General features: G+C 69.3%; 15 protein-coding genes. 6 read left to right on the top strand and 9 right to left on the bottom strand.

All coding sequences use genetic code 11. The annotated features are described in order from the left end of the window. Window positions 1-177: 177 nt before the first annotated feature. The 3 genes from IPK71_26405 to IPK71_26415 all read right to left on the bottom strand — a co-directional run bounded on the left by IPK71_26405 (window position 178) and on the right by IPK71_26415 (window position 4478). Window positions 178-1560 carry an HTTM domain-containing protein gene (locus IPK71_26405; protein MBK8217273.1) on the bottom strand — a complete coding sequence of 461 codons (1383 nt, stop codon included), beginning with the start codon at window positions 1558-1560 and terminating at the stop codon, window positions 178-180. A 76-nt stretch (window positions 1561-1636) separates the two neighbouring features. After that, complete coding sequence (locus tag IPK71_26410) at window positions 1637-2926, bottom strand: imelysin family protein (GenBank protein ID MBK8217274.1); 1290 nt, start codon at window positions 2924-2926, stop codon at window positions 1637-1639. Between the two features lie 31 nt (window positions 2927-2957). After that, on the bottom strand, window positions 2958-4478 hold the full coding sequence (locus IPK71_26415; protein ID MBK8217275.1) for a hypothetical protein: 1521 nt from the start codon (window positions 4476-4478) through the stop codon (window positions 2958-2960). Between the two features lie 159 nt (window positions 4479-4637). Between IPK71_26415 and IPK71_26420 the strand changes: the two genes are divergently transcribed. The 3 genes from IPK71_26420 (at window position 4638) to IPK71_26430 (ending at window position 8032) form a co-directional block, all read left to right on the top strand. After that, window positions 4638-5033, top strand: coding sequence for a YkgJ family cysteine cluster protein (locus IPK71_26420; GenBank protein MBK8217276.1), 396 nt, complete (start codon window positions 4638-4640; stop codon window positions 5031-5033). Beyond that, entirely contained in the window at window positions 5030-7573 is a 2544-nt protein-coding gene (locus IPK71_26425; GenBank protein MBK8217277.1) for a DUF3516 domain-containing protein, read from the top strand. The genes IPK71_26420 and IPK71_26425 overlap by 4 nt, the downstream gene beginning before the upstream one ends. 69 nt (window positions 7574-7642) lie before the next feature. Beyond that, window positions 7643-8032, top strand: coding sequence for a PilZ domain-containing protein (locus IPK71_26430; protein ID MBK8217278.1), 390 nt, complete (start codon window positions 7643-7645; stop codon window positions 8030-8032). Between the two features lie 28 nt (window positions 8033-8060). Here the strand turns inward: IPK71_26430 and IPK71_26435 are convergent, their stop codons facing one another. Further along, window positions 8061-9290, bottom strand: coding sequence for a 2-hydroxychromene-2-carboxylate isomerase (locus IPK71_26435; GenBank protein ID MBK8217279.1), 1230 nt, complete (start codon window positions 9288-9290; stop codon window positions 8061-8063). 63 nt (window positions 9291-9353) lie between these two features. After that, window positions 9354-10808, bottom strand: a complete 1455-nt coding sequence (locus tag IPK71_26440) for a S1 family peptidase (protein MBK8217280.1) — start codon at window positions 10806-10808, stop codon at window positions 9354-9356. Between the two features lie 182 nt (window positions 10809-10990). Between IPK71_26440 and ade the strand changes: the two genes are divergently transcribed. Together ade and IPK71_26450 are read left to right on the top strand one after the other, a co-directional pair. After that, a complete protein-coding gene (gene ade, locus IPK71_26445; GenBank protein MBK8217281.1) occupies window positions 10991-12688 on the top strand; it encodes an adenine deaminase in 1698 nt (565 codons plus the stop codon). A gap of 135 nt (window positions 12689-12823) precedes the next feature. Continuing rightward, entirely contained in the window at window positions 12824-13219 is a 396-nt protein-coding gene (locus IPK71_26450; protein MBK8217282.1) for a hypothetical protein, read from the top strand. A 21-nt stretch (window positions 13220-13240) separates the two neighbouring features. Here the strand turns inward: IPK71_26450 and IPK71_26455 are convergent, their stop codons facing one another. Together IPK71_26455 and IPK71_26460 are read right to left on the bottom strand one after the other, a co-directional pair. After that, window positions 13241-15967, bottom strand: a complete 2727-nt coding sequence (locus IPK71_26455; GenBank protein ID MBK8217283.1) for a hypothetical protein — start codon at window positions 15965-15967, stop codon at window positions 13241-13243. Between the two features lie 167 nt (window positions 15968-16134). Then, window positions 16135-16674: a histidine phosphatase family protein gene (locus IPK71_26460; GenBank protein MBK8217284.1), complete on the bottom strand. Its 540-nt coding sequence runs from the start codon at window positions 16672-16674 to the stop codon at window positions 16135-16137. Between the two features lie 315 nt (window positions 16675-16989). Between IPK71_26460 and IPK71_26465 the strand changes: the two genes are divergently transcribed. Then, window positions 16990-17778 carry an ATP-sensitive inward rectifier potassium channel 10 gene (locus IPK71_26465; GenBank protein MBK8217285.1) on the top strand — a complete coding sequence of 263 codons (789 nt, stop codon included), beginning with the start codon at window positions 16990-16992 and terminating at the stop codon, window positions 17776-17778. Between the two features lie 112 nt (window positions 17779-17890). Here IPK71_26465 and IPK71_26470 read toward each other — a convergent pair whose 3' ends face one another. Together IPK71_26470 and radA are read right to left on the bottom strand one after the other, a co-directional pair. Beyond that, a complete protein-coding gene (locus tag IPK71_26470) occupies window positions 17891-18442 on the bottom strand; it encodes a TlpA family protein disulfide reductase (protein MBK8217286.1) in 552 nt (183 codons plus the stop codon). Between the two features lie 92 nt (window positions 18443-18534). Further along, the gene (gene radA / locus IPK71_26475) at window positions 18535-19926 is read right to left on the bottom strand and encodes a DNA repair protein RadA (GenBank protein MBK8217287.1); all 1392 of its coding nucleotides are present in this window, start codon (window positions 19924-19926) and stop codon (window positions 18535-18537) included. Window positions 19927-19939 lie beyond the last annotated feature (13 nt).

The following is a 19939-nucleotide window of genomic DNA, read 5'->3' on the forward strand; positions in this document are numbered from 1 at the left end:
GGGTTGGCGTCGGTCGACGCGGGGGGCGCGGCGGGCGGCGCGTCGCTCGGGGGTGGCTCGCCTGCGCCCTGGGCGTGTGCGTCGGCGCCTCGAACGAGGCCTGCGACGACGAAGGTGGCGACGAGCGCGGGGCGAAGGCCGGTACGGCGGGAGAGCAGAGTTCTCATCAGGGGCGGCTCAGAGGACCGGACGTGTCGGAGGTGGGGCCCCGCCGGGGCTCGGGAGGATCCACGAGGCGGGCGCGATGCCGTCGTGCACGGTGAGGAGATCGACGTCGGGATCGACGAGGGGCGCGCCACGACGCCCGTTGAGCGACACCGTAGACTCGGCGCGGACCTCGACCGGTCCGAAGCGCGCGGCGTAGTCTTCGCCGATCGTGTGCGCGAGCTCTAGGATCAGATCGGGCTGACCGGACATCTCGTTCTCTTGGTAGGCGGTGAGGTACTGGCGAGGGCTCACGAGCCACACCTTCCCCGTGGCCTTCTCCTTCACGAAGAAGGTGGTCGCGCCGCCCTTCGCGCGGACCATCACGCGCCATGAATAGCGCATGCCCTGCTCGTGCCAGAGCACGTTGCCTCCGTAGAGGAAGGTGCGGAGCGGCATGGTCACCTGGAAGACGACGTAGAGCACGCCGAGGCCGAGCGCGATGCGCCGGAAGGTGCTCGTTCGAGGCGCGCCGGACGGGACCTCCGGGCGAAGCGGCGCCACCCTCCCGAGCCACGTGCGCACGCGATCGGCCACGTCACGAGGCCAGCTCGCCGGGAAGAACACGAGGGCCGAGCACGTCATGATGATCGGGAACATGCCGATGTCGAAGAGGGCGCGGGTCATCACGTGGAACCCGATGACCACGAGGTAGGCGAGCTTGCGCGTCCGCGCCATGGACAGCCAGAGCACGATGGTGGCGTCGAAGAGGAAGCCACACCAGCTCATGACGAGCGGCACGTGAGGGAGCGTGAAGAGCTTGCCGACGACGGGGAGGCTCGTGCTCGCGCCGAGCCACATGCCGAGCGGCTGTCCGTGAACGAGCCAGTCGCTCTGCGCCTTGGCGAGCGACGCGAACACGTACACGAGGCCGATCTGGCAACGGAAGAGCGCGTGCCACGCAAACGCGACGTGCGGCCCCTCGGGCGAAAACCTACGTAGAAACGGCACTTTACGCGCGAGCCACGCGTCGACCGACCACACGCGCGCGGCGGGCGACAGGGCGAAGAGCCACGCGAGCAGACCGGCGAGGTAGTAGTGGTTCAGGTACGTCGAGACGTCGACGAGCTGGATGTACGTGAGGCCGAGCGCGAAGAGCGGCGCCGTCACACGAAAGAGGAAGCCGGCAGCAACGCACAGGCCGAGGGCGAACAGCGCCCAGAAGAGGGCGTGCATCTCGCCGCGCGCGAGGCACGGGACCCACGAAAATCCCCAGTAGTGGAACTTGTACCGCGGGGACACGAGCAGCGTGTCGACCCAGCCGTACGCGAGGAAGCGCTGCATCGACACGCCGAGCGCGAGACCGAACGCGATGCGGTAGACCGCGAGCCACGCGCCGTCGACGGGCGCGAGCATGAGGCGCTCGAACCGAGCGAGCCACGCGGTCGGGCCGATCGCCGGAGACCTCGAGGGGAGCTCGGCCGAGGAGACGTCAATCGGTGTCACTGGCGGCGCTCGCTGGGAGCTTGAGGTTGAGGGGGCTGCCCGAGCCGAAGAGCTGGGTTTTGAGGAGGTTCGCGAGCGGTCGGATCTTGAGGTAGAGGTCCGCGAACTGCTGCGGGCTCGCTTGGTAGAACGGCGGGAACGCGTCGGCCGCCGCCTGCGCCTGCGTGTAGAGATCGAGGAGCTCTTTGGCGAGCGCGCCGTTGCCGCTCGCGACGAGCCAATCGTCGAAGCCGAGGCCCTCCCCCGCGGCGCCGCAACCGGCGTAAAGCTCGCGGAACGCGCGGAGGTTCGTGCGAATGTTCTCGATGTCGACGCGTGCGAAGGCCGTCTCGGGGTTGGGCGGGGCCGTCTGGAAACCGGCGTAGCTCCCGAGCTTGAGGTCCTTCACCTCTTGCTCGACGTAGAACATCGACCACGCGACGACGTTGAGCGCCTCTTGTTCGTTTCCGTACCCGTCGAACGCGAGGAGCTTCGCCTTGAAGTTCTCGCCGTCGGGGGCCCACACTTTGCGGAGGGTGTCGGCCTGGGCGACGAGGTCCCCGGCGGCCGCCACGGCGTAGTCGCGCTTCGCCTTGGTCTGCGCGTCGCCGACGAGCGAAGCCCACGCGCCGCCAGCCTGCGACGAGGCCGAGCACGCCGTGTCGGTGCCGGGGTAATAGAGCAGGTACTCGAGCGCGAAGAGCCCACGCGAGCTCGGGAAAACAAGGTCGAAACCGCCTTGGTAGCCCTTCAGCACGACCTGGGTCTCGACCTGGCACCGGCTCGTGTCCGGCCACGCGTGCACGAGCGTTCGGAGGCTTCGGCCGTGGTACTTGTCGGTCGCCTTGTCGGCCACGGGGCCGAACTGGAAGAGCGCAGAGTGAGACCACTCGTCCATCGCGCGTTGCCACGCGAGCTGCGCGAGCGCACGCGACTCCTTCGTGCCGTCTTTGGCCTCGGCGTCGACCGTCGTGCGGAGGACGTGCGCCGCGTTCGCGAAGCGGCACAGGTGGTACGCCGCGCAGTCGGCCGTCGCGCCGAGCAGCGCCGCCTTGGTGAAGGGTGCCGTGGAGACGGGCGGCGCGCCGCACGCGTAGGGCCCCTCGGGCAGGCCCGCCGCGTCGGGCACGACCCCCGCGTCGAACGGTGGGGGCAAAGGGTCCGCCGTGGACGCCGTGCCCTTCTTGGCGACGCCGGGGCGCGGCTCCTCCGTGGTGTGGCACGCGAACGCGAGGACCGCGGGGAGCACGGCGCCGCCGAGGGCGAGGAACGAGCGAGAAAACCTCTGAAGCTTCATGGTCTTTCCTGCCCCGCGGCGCCCATGTGAGTCAGTTGCCTACCTTGAGCGTGACGACGAGCGACGCATCCGTGACGCTCTGCGAGCTCGCCGCGACGCGCTTGCCGTCGGGGGAGACCGCCACTTTGAAGAACGGGGCGGCGTGGGGATACTGAAGAATCCCGGTCCCGGCAAAGGACTTGTCGAGCTTGCCGTTCTTGTCGAACACGACGACGGCGGCCTGATCGTCATAGCAGCCCACCTGGACCGTGCGGTCGTCCGGGAGGACGGCCAGATCGCGGCCGTTGTCGCGGTAGGGCTGCGCGCCGAGGCCAGCGGCGCCGCTCGTCTCGCTCTGGACGGCCCACGCGCCGAGGCGGCCGTACGTCGGATCGAGGCCGTCGGGTTTGACGCCGAACGTGAGCAGGTCGTTGGCCACGGTGGCCGTGTCGAACGCCGACTTTCCGTAGCCGGTCGTCACGTAGCGGCCGTTCGACTGCTTCACGACGGCGTACGCCTCGGAGGCGCCTTGCACGCTCGCGAAGGGGTTGAACTTGGTCTGCCCGGGCGAGGTGCTGCCGAAGCCAAAGGTCGTGTCGGGCGTACCGTCGGGCTTGAGGCGGAGCAGCACGACGCTGACGCCGCCGGCCGTCGTGAAGTTCGCGTAGCCCGCGCTCACGATGGAGCCGTCCGCCTCGACGAGCCCTCGACGCGCGTCGTCGGCGAGGTTCTTTCCGTCACCGTCGGCCCAGAAGGGCTTCCCGGTGTTGAACCCAGGGTCGTTCGTGAAGTCGGTCGCGAGCACACGGGCGATCCACCGGTCGGCCTCCGTGCGTTGCGTGTTGCCGGCGGCGACCTTGGGCGGCGCGCCAGCGGCGAAGACGACGATCTTCTCGATGTTGGCCTGCGATTTGTCGAGCGCGAGGCCCCATGAGGTGTACGCGGGCGTCGCGCCGGCGACGGGCCACTCGGGAAATTCGGCGTCTTGCCAGCCGAACACGAGGGCCTTCGGCGTGTCGAAGGCGAACGCCGCGCCCGTCTTCACGAGCTTCGCGAGCCACACTTTGTTGTTCGACACGGCGTGCACGACGAAGCTCCCGTCCTTGAGCTCGACGAGGCCGTACGAGGTCTCGTCGCCGTTGATCGGGACGGTGACGACGCCGTTCGTGCCGAAGGTCGTGTCGAGCTTGTTCGTCGCCTTGTCGAGGCGCCACACGGCGAGCTGGCGATCCCCGCCGACAAGGGTCGCACCCGAGACGTAGAGGTGCCCGTCGGAGCCGAACGCGAGCCCGTACGGGTTCAGCGCGCCCGGGAGGCGCTGGGCGGACTCGGCCACGATGGGCGCCGACGGAGCGCTCGCGTCGGCCGCGTCGGGAGTGGCGGCGTCGGGCGTGGCGGCGTCGGGTGCGGGTGTCGTGCCAGTCGGCTGGGTGGTCGTGGTCGTCGTGGACGAGGGCGTGGTGCCGCCGTCCGGGGTGGCGGCAGGGTCGTCGCTGCCACACGCCGAGAGGGCGCCGGCGGCGAACGTGACGAGGACGAGGGCGGAGCCGAAGAGAAGAGTGACCTTGCGCATGAAGCCTCGAAGCAGGGGTGGGTCGAGCGAGCTTCATGGGATGTAGCCTATCGAAAGGCTAAGTGAAAGTCGTTTTCATCAATTTCGTCAAACCATTGAGATTACTTGCGTTTTCAAGGACGAGGCCCGCCATCGAGAGAAGGTGATAGAGCACGTCGCGTGGATTCGACCCCGCCTGTCCCGATCGAGGACGGTGGCGAGCCTTGCCTCAGGTGCGGGGCGTGCTGCTTCTCGACCCTCCCGACGTACGTCCCCGTGACGGGCGCGGACCACGCGCGCCTCGGCGACCACGCCGACACGCTCGTCACGTTCGATGGCGTGCGTGCCTACCTCCGCATCGAGGACGGCCACTGCGCCGCGCTTCGCGTCGAGGTGGACCGTGAAGGACCGCGCTTCGTGTGCTCGGTCTACGACGTACGCCCCGCGACGTGCCGAGAGCTTCTCCGTGGCTCCCCCGCGTGCGAGGGCGAGCTCGCGACCAAGGGCGCCCGCCCCCGCGAGGCCGCCGCGCGGCTCGTCTCGCTCCGAATGAACCGAAAGGACGCCTCCGTATGACCCTCTTCGATCTCGTCCCGGACCTCGCGGCCGGAAAGACCACCGACGACGTGCTCGACGCGTTCGTCGGGTACGTCGCGTCGACGGGGCTCACGCTCTATCCGGCCCAAGAAGAGGCCATCTTGGAGCTGCTCTCGGACCGGCACGTGATCCTCGCGACACCGACAGGCTCGGGCAAGAGCCTCGTGGCGCTCTTCGCCCACTTTTTGTCGCTCGCGCGCGGCGAGCGGTCGATCTACACGGCGCCGATCAAGGCCCTCGCGAACGAGAAGTTCTTCGCCCTCTCCCGCGACTTCGGGAAAGACAACGTGGGGCTCCTCACCGGCGACGCGACGATCAACCCGGACGCGCCGATCCTCTGCGCGACCGCCGAGATCCTGGCGAGCATGGCCCTCCGCGAGGGCGAGAACGCCGACCTCGGCCACGTCGTGATGGACGAGTTCCACTACTACTCCGACAAGGAGCGCGGCGTCGCGTGGCAGGTCCCGCTGCTCGAGCTCCGGCACGTGCGGTTTTTGCTCATGTCGGCCACGCTCGGCGACACGAGCTTCTTCGAGAAGGACCTCGAGTACCGCACGGGCGAAAAATGCGTGACCGTGCGCTCCGACGAGCGCCCCGTGCCGCTCCACTTCGAGTACCGCGACACGCCCCTCCACGAGACGCTCCAGAAGCTCGTCGACGCCGACAAAGCGCCCATCTACCTCGTGAGCTTCACGCAGCGAGGCGCGGCGGAAGAGGCGCAGAACCTGATGAGCGTCGATTTCTGCACGAAAGAAGAGAAAAAGAAGATCGCCGAGGCCTCGCTCGGGACGCGCTTCGACAGCCCCTTCGGGAAAGACGTGCAGCGGTTCGTCCGCCACGGCGTGGGCCTCCACCATGCGGGGCTCCTCCCGAAGTACCGCCTGCTCGTCGAGAAGCTCGCCCAGCGCGGCCTGCTCAAGATCATCTCGGGAACGGACACGCTCGGCGTCGGCGTGAACGTGCCCATTCGCACCGTGGTCTTCACGAAGCTCTGCAAGTTCGACGGCGAAAAGACGGCCATTTTGACGGTGCGCGACTTCAAACAAATCGCCGGGCGCGCCGGGCGGCGCGGGTTCGACACCGAGGGGCTCGTCGTGGCGCAGGCGCCCGAGCACGTCATCGAGAACCTTCGCATGGAGGCGAAGGCCGCGGGTGATCCGAAGAAGCTCCGGAAGCTCGTGCGCCGAAAGCCGCCCGAGAAGGGCTTCGTCCACTGGGACAAGAATACGTTCGAGAGGCTCGTCGCTGGCACCCCGGAGCCCCTCGTGTCTCGCTTCGCCGTGAGCCACGGCATGCTCCTCGACGTGCTCACCCGCGAGGGCGGCGGGTGCATGGCCATGGCCCGGCTCGTCCGAAGGTCGCACGAGCGCCTCCCCGAGAAGCGGCGCATCGGCCGCCACGCCGCCGCGCTCTACACGTCGCTGCTCGACGCCCAAGTGCTCGTGCGGGAGCCGCTCCCGGGCGGCGGGAGCGTGCCGAGGCTCGCCGAGGATCTCCAGCTCGACTTCGCCCTGAACCAACCGCTCGCGCTCTACCTCCTCGAGACGCTGCCTCGTCTCCCCGAGGACAGCCCGACGTACGCGCTCGACGTGGTCACGCTCGTCGAGTCCATCTGCGAGACGCCGGACCTCATCGTCATGCGGCAGCTCGACAAGGCCAAAGAGAAGAAGATGGCCGAGATGAAGATGGCGGGCGTCCCGTTCGAGGAGCGCATCGAGGAGCTCGAGAAGGTCGAGCTCGAGGTGCCCCTGCGTGAGGTCTCTTACGCGACCTTCAACGCGTTCCGCGCCCTGCATCCGTGGGTCGAGGGCCTCAACGTGAAGCCCAAATCGATCGCGCGCGACATGATCGAGCAGGTGCTCTCGTTCAACGAGTACGTGAAGGAGTACGGGCTCGAGCGCGCCGAGGGGCTCCTGCTTCGGTACCTCTCCGAGGTGTACAAGACGCTCGTCCAGTCCGTGCCCGAGAACCTGAAGACGGAGGCCATTCTCGACGCCATCGCCTACGTGGGCGGCATGGTGCGCCAGGCCGACTCGAGCCTGATCGACGAGTGGGAAAAGATGCGTGATCCCGCATACTTCGAGGCGCTCGCCCGCCGCGACGAGAACGCCCTCGAGGCCGCCTCACGCGCCCACGAGGGGCCCGTCGACATCACGCGCGACGTCGCGGGGTTCACGGCCCTCGTGCGCAACGCGACGTTCGCGATCGTGCGCGCCCTCGCGAGGTACGACCTCGCGACCGCGAAGGACCTCGCGCGGAACGCCGACCTCGACGAGCCCACGCTCGACCGGACGGTCGCCGAGGTGCGCGAGCTCTTCGGCACCATCCGAGAGGACGCGGAGGCGCGCAGCCCGAAGCACCTCGTCTTGCACAAGCGCGAGGACACCTGGGACTTCGAGCAGGGGCTCGTCGGCGACGAGGGGCCGACCGGGTACGTCGTGCGAGGCAAGGTCGACCTCGAGGGCTCCCGCGCCGAGGGGCACGTGGTGCTACGGGTCGACACGATCTCGTCCGCCTGAAGAGCCGGCAATTTGCCCGCGCGCGCCGCGCCTTCTTAAGCTTCGTCGCGAACTCGAAAGGAGCCGACGATGACCAAGATCGTGCATCCCCCGCGCCGCCGTGGATACCGCCGCCGCGTCCACATCCCCTACGGCGAGGTGGTCCGCGAGCGCGACTTTCGGGTCGTCTCGTCCCTGACGCTCGACCTCTCGCCGTTCGGCGCCATGGTGCGCGCGGACAGGCCGGTGCTCACGGGCGAAGAGGTGATCTTGTCGCTCCGGCCGTCGAACCGAGAGCACTGGGCCGACGTGCTGGCCACGGTGACCCGCGTCGTGCACGGGCGGAGGCGCGCCGACTCCGACGGGCTCTGCCTCGGGCTCTCGTTCCACGACGTGGATCCCGAGACGCTGCGCGCGCTCTACGTGAGCATGGCGAGCCCGGAGACGCGCCGCTTGCCCCCGCTGCGGCGCGCCGGATAGCCCTTTATTTTCATACGGCTATGACACTCTACCGAGCTCGAACGAGGCGCTCCTCGACGAGCTCGAGCCTGTCTTGGCCCCAGAAGAGCTCGCCGTCGACGATGAACGTGGGCGCCCCGAAGACGCCCCGAGAGACGGCCTCTTCCGTGGCCGCCACGAGCGCGGCCTTCACCTCGGGCTGCGACACCTCGGCGAGCACGCCGCTGTCGGGGCCGAGGAGATCGGCGAGCACCGCGTCGTCGGAGATGTCCCGGTCGTCGGCCCAGTAGGCACGGAAGACCGCCTCGCGGAAGGCACGACGACGTTCCTCGGGCACGAGCGACGTGGCGCGGAGGGCCTTGACCGTGCTCATGGGGAAGCGCGTCGGGAAGCGGTACGGCACGCCGAGGTACGCGGCCCAGCGCTCGAGATCGGCCATGGTGTGCGCCTGCCGCTCGGGGGAGAACGTCGCGAGCGGAACGTTCGCTTGCCCGACGGCCTTGAACACACCACCAAGGAGCATCGGTCGGCTCACCACGGTGGCCCCCGTGCGCGCGGCGACACGCTCGACCTCGGCCATGCCAAGGTACGCGAAGGGCGACGAGTAGTCCCAATACGCCTCGACCACGCGGCCCTTGCCGAGGTCGGTCGTAGGCCGCTCGGCGCGCGCCACGCCCTCGACGAAGTGCAGGCGATCTTGTCCCCAGTAGAGGTGCGTACCGTCGACGAAGAACGTCGGCGCCCCGAAGACGCCGCGCGACACGGCATCGTCGGTGGCGACGCGGAGGGCGTCTTTGATCTCTTGGGACTCGATCCGCGCGAGCACCGCGTCGGCGTCGTGGCCCGCCTCGCGGACGACGCGGGCGATGGTGTCACGCGCGCTCGGATCGACGTTCTCGACCCAGTACGCGCGGAAGAACCCCGCGACGACCTTCGGATCGGTGCCGCAAGCGAGCGTCGCCCGCAGCGCGGCCACGGTCTTTCGAGGGTGCTCGGCCGGCACGGTGAGCGGGAGGCCGTGGTGGGCGGCCCAACGGGCCATGTCCTCGAGGTTGTGCGCCGCCTTGGCAGGGCCGAGCGCGCCCATGAGGTTCTGCGGGACCCCGCGCGCCTGGAACACCCCACCGAGCAAGAAGGGGCGGAGATCGAGCGGGACCCCCATACGCTCCGCGACCGGCTTCGCCGTGTGGGTCGCGATGTACGCGTACGGGCAGGAGTAGTCGAAGAAGAGCTCGAGGCTCTTCGCGGGCAGCGTTCGGGTTTTCTCGATGGGCGTCATGCGCGGGTGAGCATAGACCGACGAACGACGGCCGAGCCCACCCGTCGCGCACGAAGCGCGATTTCAGCCGAGGCGACGACGACGGCGCGCGGCGAGCCCCATGGCGACGGCGCCGAACGCGAGGCCGAGCCCGCCGACCCCACCGCCCGGCGCGGCCGAGGTGCTGCAGCCCGTCGTGGTGGTCGTCACGGTGCTGGCCCCGCCCGGAGCTCCCGGCTCACCCGGGGTGGGCGCGGGCTCTCCGCCCTGACCGATCGGGTCGGACGCGCACTCCGCTTTGCATTTCGTCGCGGCGCAGTCGGCCACGGCCTTTCGGAGCTTGTTCGTCGCGCAGCTCGCGTCGGCGTTCGCCCCCGCGCGGAGGCACACGAAGCAGTCGGCGTCGGCCGCGCAGGCCGAGACCGCGTCGCAGCAGCTCCCCGTCGTGCACTTGGCGCAGGCCTCGGCGCCGAGCGCGATGCCGCACTTGGGAGCGAGCCGGCACTCGCCGGTGCAGAGCGCGCCACAGGTCGACTCGTCGCACGAGCAGTAAATCGCCGCGTTGAGCTTGGAGAGGCCTCGCGGGTTCTTGTCGTCGCAGGCTTGTGTACACGCCGTGGTGCCGCACTTGTTTCGGCACTCGGCGAGCGCCGCGCAGTCCTTGTCGGCGAAGCACGCCGACTGTTTCGCCGCGCAGGTGTTGTCGCCCGAGTTCTCGGCGCGCGTGCAGATGTCGCACGTGTCCGCGGGGACGGCCTTGGCGAGCTCGCGCTGGACGTACTGGTAGTTCGACGCGTTGGTGAGGCGCGCGCTGTACGCCTCGAACCGACAGTCACCCACGACGTAGGAGTGCACCGCGACGACACGCTCGGCCGACCCCGTGCCCCGGAGCGCAGGTCCGCCGCTGTCGCCCTGGCAGATGTTCCCGTTCGTGTACCGGTAGCCGACGTGCGTGGTCGACAGCTCCGTGACCGACATCTGGATGACCTTGCGGATCGTGTTGTCGCCCCCGGAGGCTCCGGACGGGGTCGTTCGGCCGTACCCGACGCTCGTGAGGCGGTTGCCGACGGCGAGCCCGTCGGGGCTGTCCGTGATGGGGATGACGGGGGTGCGATCGTTCGCCCCGAGGACACGCACGACGGCCACGTCGGCCGGGTTCCCCGTTTGGCCGTTGTAGCTAGGGTGCGCCGTGTAATCGAGGACCTCGAAGCGCTTCGCGTCGGGGCTGTCGTAGTTCGGCCCCATGAAGACGATGGTCGGCGGAATGTCGACGCAGTGGGCCGCCGTGAGCACCCACGCCACCCTCCCCTGCTTCTTCACGATCGTGCCCGAGCACGCCCCCGCCTCGTTGCCGCGCTGGGAGATGATCGCCACCACGGCCTCGTGGGTCGTGTCGGCAGCCCCACCGATCACCGCGCCCTCCGCGGTGCCCACCGGAGGGTCGAGCGGCGAGCCCGAGCAACCCACGGAGGCGAGGCCGAGGCCGAAGAGCGAAGCCGTCACGATGGAGGAGGCGGACACGAGCGAGCGAAGAGCCAAGGGGAACCTCACGGGAAGGCGCGGGATTGCGCCTTCATTGTACGGAGGTTCGGGCTCGGATCTTCTGACGTCGGCAGAAATTTCGTATTTTTCAGGCAGAAAGGACATTTTCGACCCAAGCGGAGGCGCTCGGGCGCGCCAAATGTCCGCCGGCGCGGTCGGGTGGGGACATAATCGAGCCTATGCCACCCCGCAGAGATCGCATCCTCGCCGCCCAAGGGAAGATCCCTTGCGACCTCGTCCTCGAGAACGCCCGCTGGCTCGACGTGTTCACGGGCCAATTCCGAGAGGGTAACGTCGCCGTGCTTGGAGGCGTCGTCGTGGGGACGGGGCCCGACGCGGCGCTGCCTGCCAAGGAACGTGTCGACCTCGCGGGCCAGGCCGTGGTGCCCGGGTTCGTGGACGCCCACGTCCACCTCGAGAGCTCGCTCATGACCCCCGAGAACTTCCAGGCGTGTGTGCTCCCACGCGGCACGACCACGGCCGTGTGCGATCCGCACGAGCTCGCCAACGTGCTCGGGACGCGGGGCATCCGCTATTTCCTCGAGGCGAGCGAGACGCTCGGGCTGTCGCTCAAGGTCATGCTGAGCTCGTGCGTGCCCGCGACCACCTTCGAGACGAACGGCGGAGGCGCGCTCGGCGCGACCGATCTGTCGTCCCTCGCCTCGCACCCGAACGCGCTCGGGCTCGCCGAGGTCATGAACGTCCCCGGGGTGCTGCTCGGCCTCCCCGACATGATGGAGAAGCTCGAGGCCTTCGAAGGTCGCCCCATCGACGGGCACTGCCCGCTCCTCCGAGGTCAGGGGCTCTCCGCGTACGCCGCGGCCGGCATCACGAGCTGCCACGAGAGCTCGGAGCTCGCCGAGGCACGCGAGAAGCTCTCGAAGGGCATCGCCGTGTGGATCCGCGAAGGCAGCGTCGCGAAGGACCTCGACGCGCTCTTGCCCATCTTGGACATGGCCTCGTCGACGAGCGTGGGCTTCTGCACCGACGACCGAAACCCCCTCGACATCGCGCGCGAGGGCCACGTCGACCACCTGGTGCGTACGGCGATCCGGCGCGGCGTACCGCCCGAGGTCGTCTTTCGAGCCGCGAGCTACGGGGTGGCGATGCACTACGGGCTCGCGTCGCACGGGCTCCACCGCATCGGCGCCATCGCGCCAGGGTACGTGGCCGACCTCGTCGTCCTCGGCGACGTGGCCTCGTGCGCGATCTCTCGCGTGTACAAGGCTGGCCGGCCGGCGGAGGAGATCGTGGCGAGCACGGTGGCCGCCTCTCGCGAGGCCACCGGCAACACGGTCCGCTGCACGATCCCCGAGGCGATCGACCTCGAAGGTCCCTCGGGCCGTGTCCACGTCATCGGCGTCCGCGAGGGGCGCATTCTCACGGACCGCAGCGTCGAGAGCTCCGACGCCTTGGGCGTGGCCCGGCTCTCCGTGCTCGAACGCCACGGCCACGGCAGGAAGCCTTCCAACGGGTACGTGCGCGGGTTCGGAGACCACTTCTCCGGCGCGATCGCGTCGAGCGTCGGGCACGACAGCCACAACCTCGTCGTGGTCGGGACCGACACCCAGGACATGAAGGTCGCGCTCGCGGCGCTCGCCGCGGCCGGGGGTGGGTTCGTCGTGGTCAAGGGCGGAGAGGTGCGGGCGATGCTCGCGCTCCCGGAGGGTGGGCTCATGTCGACCAAGTCGCCGAAGGAGCTCGAGGCCGCGCTCGTCGACCTCCATGCCGCGAGCCGCTCGGTAGGGTGCGCGCTCCCCGAGCCCTTCCTCCAGCTCGCCTTCTTGAGCCTCCCCGTCATCCCTTCGCTCAAGCTCACCGACCACGGGCTCATGGACGTCGACGCCTTCCAGCTCATCCCCGTCCGCGCGGCGTGATCGGCGCAGCCCGACGCACACCGATCGCTCAACCTCACAAACGTCCGACTTACAACCAACGTCGACCGACGGACGTTCGGCATTGGCCTTCCGTGCTCGACGCGGTATGTCGTGCCGACGGAGGGCGTGAAAGGCGTGAACGACCTTGACGTGGAAGCCGCCTCGGAGGCGACGGAGGGCGAGGAGCGCGCGATCTCGCGGCCCCCGTCGAGCCGGCCCACGTCGCGCCCCACGGTCGGCCCCGACGACCTCCTCGTGTTGCCCGGAGACGCCGTTCCCCGGCCGATCGAGCGGCACCCGAAGGACGCCGCGATCGGGGTGCGCGAGGCGTTCATCTTCTTCCACATCGATGGCCGAGCGAGCCTGGACGCGATCGCCGAGCTCTCCGGCCTCGGTGTCGGGGACGTCAAGCAGGCGTGCGCGTTGCTTCGCGCCGTGGGCCTCATCGACGTCGACGGCGCGCGCATTCCCGGCACGAAGGGCCCCGACGAGCGCCCCACCGTGACGCCGCCCCCTCCGCCGGCGACCTGAGCCGCGCGGGCGCGAGGCGCGTCAGTCGTGCGCGAGCGCCGACGGTGCCGGCACGAGCCGCCCGAGCTCCGGGTGATCGCGGTAGGCTCGGAGCGCCCTCTCGGCGCGCGTGCGCACGAACGAACGCGGATCGGAGAGGAGCCTCACGAGCTCCGGCACGACCCGCGCGTCCTCCGGGGGATCGTCGGCGATGACCGCGCGGACGTGAGGGTCGGTCGAGCGGAGCCCCTCGATGAGGGCGAGGTTTCCCCGTGCACTCTGCATGCGTTTCAGCGCCTTGCACGTCCAGACGAGGTTGTGCGGGGCGTCGTCGTACTCGAACGTGGACGAGAGGGGCTCGTCGAAGATGCGGCGCAAGCTACGGACGAGCGGCTCGACCGACGACGGGTGACCTATCGCGGAGAGGCGCAGCGCGACGTTGTAGCGGAACACCCCCTTCGGATCGTGGAGGGCTTGGTGCAAGGCGTCGAGGCCACGTCGCTCGATGTCGGGGAGCACGAAGCGGTAATACGCGCGCACGCGAGGCACCCGGTGACCTTGAGCTCGGAACGCGGACGTCGCGGCCTCGCGGACGGCGTGGTCGTCGAGTGTAGTGAAGTATCGGACAGCGTCCCGGTCGAACTCGACCCCGCCGACCTCGGTGAACGAGCGGAACGCCCATGTGCGGCGGCGCGACGTCTCGTCACGCTTGAATCCCGGCTCCCAGAGCGCGCGCTCGAGAGCGTCCTCGAAGCCTTCGATGTCGTCGCCGAGCTTTCGGCGGGCAGCGAGCCGGACGACCTCGGCGGCGCGATCGACGAGCTCGATGCCACCGCAGAGATCGAGCGAGGCGCGACGCTCTTCGGCCGAACGGAAACCGAGCTGACCGAGCGCCCAGACGAGCTCGGTCGGCACCCCGTCGCGGAGGGTCGCAGAGAGGCGCGTGAGCTCGCGCAGGCGCTCCGCCGCGGGCGCGTACTCGAGGCGGCCCAAGGCCTCGGCGCACGCGGGGACCAAGGGCCGCACCTCGAGGCTGCGAGAGGAGACGAGCTCGTGGAGGGCCGGCCCGGCGCACGGGGCCTCGAGCGCTCCGAGCGTTTGCACGAGCTCACGCACGAGCGGGCCACGCTCGAGCCCCTCTTTCCAGTCGCGGAGCGGGTTCGCAGCGAGCAGCTCGACGAGGCGAGGGGCGACCTCGCGGGCCCCGAGGGCGCGCAGAGCGCCGACCACGCTCGTCTCGAGGTGGCGGTAGCGCTGGGGCGGGCGATCGAGCAGACCCACGAGGTGCCGCGTGGCGCGTGTGGAGCCGAGGGCCCCGAGCATCTCGATCGCCCGAAGATCCTCGCGCAGAGCGCGGCCGACGAGGAGCGGAACGAGGATCGGGTGCCCGTGTTGGCGGAGCGCGAGGAGCGCCTCGTCCTTCTCGCTCTGGAGCACGAGGTTATCGTGCATGTGGCCGTCGGTGTCGACGTACTCGACGATGCGGAGGGCACACTCGACCTCGGGCCGCTCGGAGAGGGTGGAGCGGATCGCGTCGTGGGTGGCCGTGTCGTCGAGCTTCTCCCACGCGAGGGCCTCGAGGTCCTCGAGCGTGCGCAGCTTGTATGTCGAGCGGAGCGACGAGGGCGACGAGCTCGGGACCTCGCGATCGGAAGCCGGGGGTTGGACCCGGCTCCGACCCAACCGTGACGAGGGTGGCGCGGAGAGTCCGAGCGCGGCGACGTCGGCCTTGGCGCGGACGACGCTCCTCCCGACTCCGAGCGAGTCGCGCTTTCCGCGCGCGGCGTCGTCGAAGAACGATGCGGCGTCGACGACGATGCGCGCCGGGCTCGACTTCGCGAGCGCGATGGCCTCGGAGAGGCGGGCCTCGTCGTCGAGGAGGTAGGTCCGAAACAGAACGTAGAGGGCGGTCGGCACGCAGGTGGGCATCGCCCGCAGGTAGCGCTCCCACACGGCCTTCGTGAGCGGAGGGTTGAGCCTGGGCGTGAACGCGCGACGAACGTCGTCGAGATCGAAGGTGCCATCGTCGGCGAAGAGGCCGAAAATCCAGAGCGCGCGCGAGAACCACTGGTGGGCGGACGCGCGCGGAGGAACGTACGGAGACAGGCCTTTGCGCGTCACCTTCTCGATGTCCAAGAAGGGCGACCGCCTCGCGACGTGGGGCCGAACGAGCTCCGCCGACGCGAGGAAGCGCGTGTCGTCGAGCTCGCCCGTCTTTCGAGCGTCGGCGAGCGCCGCAGCGAACGCGAACGACGAAAGATCCCGAGTGAGCGGCCCGACGAGCGCGCGTTTCACCCACGAGTACGCGAAGACCGCGTCGCGGCTCACGCGCCTCGGGGTCGTGGGGCGAGGCTCGTCGAGCCCCTCGTAGAGCGTGACGTAGTACGTGTCGCCCGTGTCGGTCCGGGCGATCGGGAGCGCGCCGATGAGGAGACCGAGCAACGCCGAGGCGCCCCCTTCACGAACGATCGAGACGAACGAGTCCTCGCCGAGAGCCACGTTGCTGCGCGAAAGCTCGAAGTCTCCGACGACGGGCCGGAGCGCCGCGAGCGAAGAGAACCCGACCAGATCACGTGGCGGACCGAACCCGTACGCGCGGCCGAAGTCGGACACGAACCGAACCGCGTGCGGCGACGGCTCGCGCACGAACCGCTCGAGGAACGTGTGGGGGCTCTCGGAGACCACGCGCGCGGCGAGCGCCTTCCCCGCGAAGGCGAGGCGCGCTTCGAGCGAGTGAGCTTCGGGTCGATCGGTTGAGAGTGCACCCATCGTCGTCGCAGATCCGTAGGCCGAGCCGTGCGACGAACCGCTGGCCCCCGCCCGCGTCGCACCAAGGATGGTCGTGAAAAGCTCGGCGCCGGTCAACGAGGCGCGTCACTTTTGTGCGCGACCCGTGGCGAATGTAGGTACATATGCACGTATGCCTCGGCGGCATCTCAGGTGATGCAGTCGGGCGCGAGGTGGCCCGTCTCGTTGTACGAGACGACACGAATGCGTGCGTCACGGACGAGAACTCGCGTGATTCCGCAGTGGTTCGAGTTGAGGCGGGTCCACGTCCGTGGGGAGACCCCGAGCGCGCGCGTCACGAGGTAGCGGATGAGATTGCCGTGGCAGACGAGCAGGTCTCGCTCGTCGCCTCGTGCGGGCCCGAAGAACACGTCGAACGCCTCGTCGAAGCGAGCGCGATCGATCGCCGCCTTGGGCCCCGATACGCCGAGCGAGGCGACGGGCGTGGGGACACCTTCGGCCAAGAGGTCCGACACCTCCGCTTCCCGCTTCCACCCTTCGAGCATGGTGGCGCACGTCTCGCGGGCGCGGACGAGCGGGCTCGTGACTACGCGGTCGAAGCCCTCGTGCGCGAGCGCCGCGCCCGACAGTTGGGCTTGCCGGCGCCCGCGGCGCGTGAGCCTGGGGTCGGCGCCATCGTCCATTCGGTACTCGCCGTGCCGAACGAGGACGACGGAGCGCGTTCCCATGGCGACATGCTCGCTCAACCGGCCCCTCGCGCAAGTGCTTTTTGCGAGCCGCGCGACGGGCTCGCCCCGGGTGACGGCCAGACGACCACCTCGCGCCCCGAGCCGCCTCGCCCGCCGTGAGGATCGCCGGGGGCCTCCTCCCGAGGCCGAGCTCGGCTCGCCGATTTTGATCGAGGCTCACGCCCGCTGATTTAGGCTCTCGATCCGCCGATGGCCGACCGAACGATCAAGCTCGTAGAGAACGCCCAGCAGCGCGTCTTCTCGCTGCGGGTACGGGGACGCCCCTTCGCCCCCCACAAGGACATCTACCACTTCGTGCTCACCGTCCCTTGGACGGCGTTCTTCGGGCTCGTGTTCGTGCTCTACGTGGCCGTGAACCTCGTCTTCGCAGCGGCGTATCGCGTCGATCCGCAGTGCATCTCGGGGGTGCACGACTTCGAGGCCGCGTTCTATTTCAGCGTCCAGACGATGGCCACGATCGGCTACGGGACCTTCGCGCCAGCCACGCGCTACGGCCACGTGCTCGTCACGTTCGAGGCCATCGTCGGGATCTTCGCGACCGCCATGGTCACCGGCCTCACGTTCGCCAAGTTCGCGCGGCCGACCGCCAAGGTCATCTTCTCCGAGAAGGTCGTGATCGCCCAGCGGGACGGCGTACCCCACGTCATGTTCCGGCTCGCGAACTCTCGCCACAACACCGTCGTCGAGGCCCAGCTCCGCGTCACGCTGCTCGTGAACGAGCGCACGGCCGAGGGCGAGTTCATGCGGCGCCAGATCGACGTCCCGCTCGTGAGGCCACAGACGGGCCTCTTCTCGCTCTCGTGGACGGCGATGCACCGCATCGACGAGAAGAGCCCCTTCTTCGGCCAACGAGCCCTCGATGACCTCAAGGAGCGCGAGGCCGAGATCCTCCTCGGCATGAGCGGCCTCGACGACACGATCGGCCAGACGATACATGCACGATACAGGTACTCGATCGCCGACGTGGTCGTCGCGAAGAAGTTCGCCGACGTGATCACGACCGAGGCCGACGGCACGCGCGTGCTCGACTACACCCACTTCCACGAGGTCGTGAGCGCGGAGGAACCGCCTCGGGACGCGTGACGATCGCCGCGTTGCGCCGCGCGGCGCGGTCGAATCGAAGCGCGAGGCCCGGACGCACGAAGGGCACCCCGGTGGTTGCCGGCGTGCCCTTCGAGAGACTCGGAGCCGTTCCTCAGAGGAGGCTCTTGATCTCCTTCTCGATCTCGGCCTCTTCGCCGTCGTGGTAGCCGAGGTGCACGAAGCGAACGACGCCCTGCTTGTCGACGACGAACGAGGCGGGCATGCTCTTCGGCTGCCACTTGCCGGCGATCTCTTTGCCCTTGTCCCACCCGAGGGGGAACTTGGCGCCGAACTGCTCGCCGAACTCCTTGATGCCGGAGCTCTCGTCGTCTTCCGAGATGCCGACCACTTCGACCTGGCCCTTGTACTTCGTGTAGAGCTCTTGGATCTTGGGGAAGGACTTCTTGCAGGGCTCGCACCAGGTGGCCCAGAAGTCGACGTAGACGACCTTGCCCTTCCACTTGTCGAACGACACCTTCCCTTGGCCGTTGAGCGAGTCGACCTCGAACGAGGGAGCGGGGTTGCCGACGAGCGGGTGCTTGCCACCGCCCTCGGGGGTCGCCGCACCGGAGCCCTCGCCGCACGCACCGAGAGCGAGGCCGGCGGCGAGAATGCCGGTCGTCAGAAACTTGGTCGAGAGAAACTTGGAGCCCGTGAATGTCATGGCTCCGAGATTTACCACACGGGGCGTTTTTGGGATCTGCCGATCGTGGCACGCGACGCCGCGTGGTAGCCAAATGTAGGGAACGCTCCGAGTCACGAGAGCACGGCGAGAGCCTCGTCGATCGTGCGCACGCCGATCGTCACGGCGCTCGGCTGGGCCTTACGTTTTCGAGAGTCTTTCGGGTCCTTGCCCGCGCCCTTGGCTTGGGCGTTCGGGACCACCGCGCGCAGGAACCCCATGCCTTCGGCCTCGGCGATCCGCTCGGCCGCGCGCGGCACGCTCCTCACCTCGCCCGAGAGCCCGAGCTCACCGAAGGCCACGAGGTTCTCGGGGAGCGGCCTGTCGCGGAGGCTCGACGCGAGCGCCAAGGCGACGGCCAGGTCTGCCGCCGGTTCGTCGATGCGAGCTCCCCCCGCGACGCTCACGAACACGTCGCACCCCGAGAGCGCGAGCCCCGCCTTTCGCTCGAGCACTGCGAGGATCATCGCGAGGCGCGCGCCGTCGACGCCGACGACCGTGCGACGCGGGGCCCCGTGCGAGAAGGGAGACACGAGCGCCTGGATCTCGACGAGCATCGGGCGCGAGCCTTCGCACGTCGCGCAGATGACGCTCCCGGAGGCGTGGGCCTGCCGTTCGGCCAAGAAGAGCGCGCTCGGGTTCTCGACGCACGCCATGCCCTCCGCGGTCATCTCGAAGACGCCGACCTCGGTGGCGCTGCCGAAGCGGTTCTTCCGTGCGCGCAGGGAGCGGAACGCGTGACCGCGCTCACCTTCGAACTCGAGCACCGTGTCGACGAGGTGCTCGAGCACCTTCGGCCCTGCGATGGAGCCATCTTTCGTGACGTGGCCCACGAGGAAACACGCCACGTTCTCGCGCTTGCACACCTCGACGACGCGGCTCGCGACCTCGCGGAGCTGGCTCACGGTGCCCGCGGCGCTCTCGAGCGCGCTCGAGCGGATGGTCTGGACGCTGTCGACCACCATGGCCTCCGGGCGAACGTCGCTCGTCGCCGCGAGCACGGCCTCGAGCTCGTTCTCGGCGAGGACGAAGAGCGTCTCGCCTCCCGCGCCGAGGCGCTTCGCGCGTGACGCCGTCTGCCCCGCGCTCTCCTCTCCCGAGACGTAGAGCGTCTTGACCCCGCGGGCGGACAGACCCGCGAGCGCCTGCAGGAGGAGCGTCGATTTTCCGACGCCAGGATCGCCACCGAGCAGCACGACGCTGCCGCGGACGAGCCCACCTCCGAGCACACGATCGAGCTCGCCGATGCCCGTCTCGACACGCTCGTGCGCGTCGGCCGCGACGTGACCTATCGGGACGGCCCGGCTCGCCCCCGAGGGCTTGGTGGCGGACGCCCGCGACGAGGACGCGTGGGACCGCTCCTCGACGAGCGAGTTCCACTCCTGGCAGGTCGTGCAGCGCCCGAGCCACCTCGGGCTCGTGGCGCCACACGCCTGGCAGACGTACTGGGTCGTGACCTTGGCCAAACCTGAGCTCGCG

Source organism: Myxococcales bacterium, assembly GCA_016712525.1.
Classification (GTDB): domain Bacteria; phylum Myxococcota_A; class Polyangia; order Polyangiales; family Polyangiaceae; genus JAAFHV01.

Bases quoted from the DNA above. Each gene is read 5' to 3' on its own strand.
- IPK71_26405 (MBK8217273.1), bottom strand. From the start codon at position 1,560: ATGCTCGCGCCCGTCGACGGCGCGTGGCTCGCGGTCTACCGCATCGCG.
- IPK71_26410 (MBK8217274.1), bottom strand. From the start codon at position 2,926: ATGAAGCTTCAGAGGTTTTCTCGCTCGTTCCTCGCCCTCGGCGGCGCC.
- IPK71_26415 (MBK8217275.1), bottom strand. From the start codon at position 4,478: ATGCGCAAGGTCACTCTTCTCTTCGGCTCCGCCCTCGTCCTCGTCACG.
- IPK71_26425 (MBK8217277.1), top strand. From the start codon at position 5,030: ATGACCCTCTTCGATCTCGTCCCGGACCTCGCGGCCGGAAAGACCACC.
- IPK71_26430 (MBK8217278.1), top strand. From the start codon at position 7,643: ATGACCAAGATCGTGCATCCCCCGCGCCGCCGTGGATACCGCCGCCGC.
- IPK71_26435 (MBK8217279.1), bottom strand. From the start codon at position 9,290: ATGACGCCCATCGAGAAAACCCGAACGCTGCCCGCGAAGAGCCTCGAG.
- ade (MBK8217281.1), top strand. From the start codon at position 10,991: ATGCCACCCCGCAGAGATCGCATCCTCGCCGCCCAAGGGAAGATCCCT.
- IPK71_26455 (MBK8217283.1), bottom strand. From the start codon at position 15,967: ATGGGTGCACTCTCAACCGATCGACCCGAAGCTCACTCGCTCGAAGCG.
- IPK71_26460 (MBK8217284.1), bottom strand. From the start codon at position 16,674: ATGGGAACGCGCTCCGTCGTCCTCGTTCGGCACGGCGAGTACCGAATG.
- IPK71_26470 (MBK8217286.1), bottom strand. From the start codon at position 18,442: ATGACATTCACGGGCTCCAAGTTTCTCTCGACCAAGTTTCTGACGACC.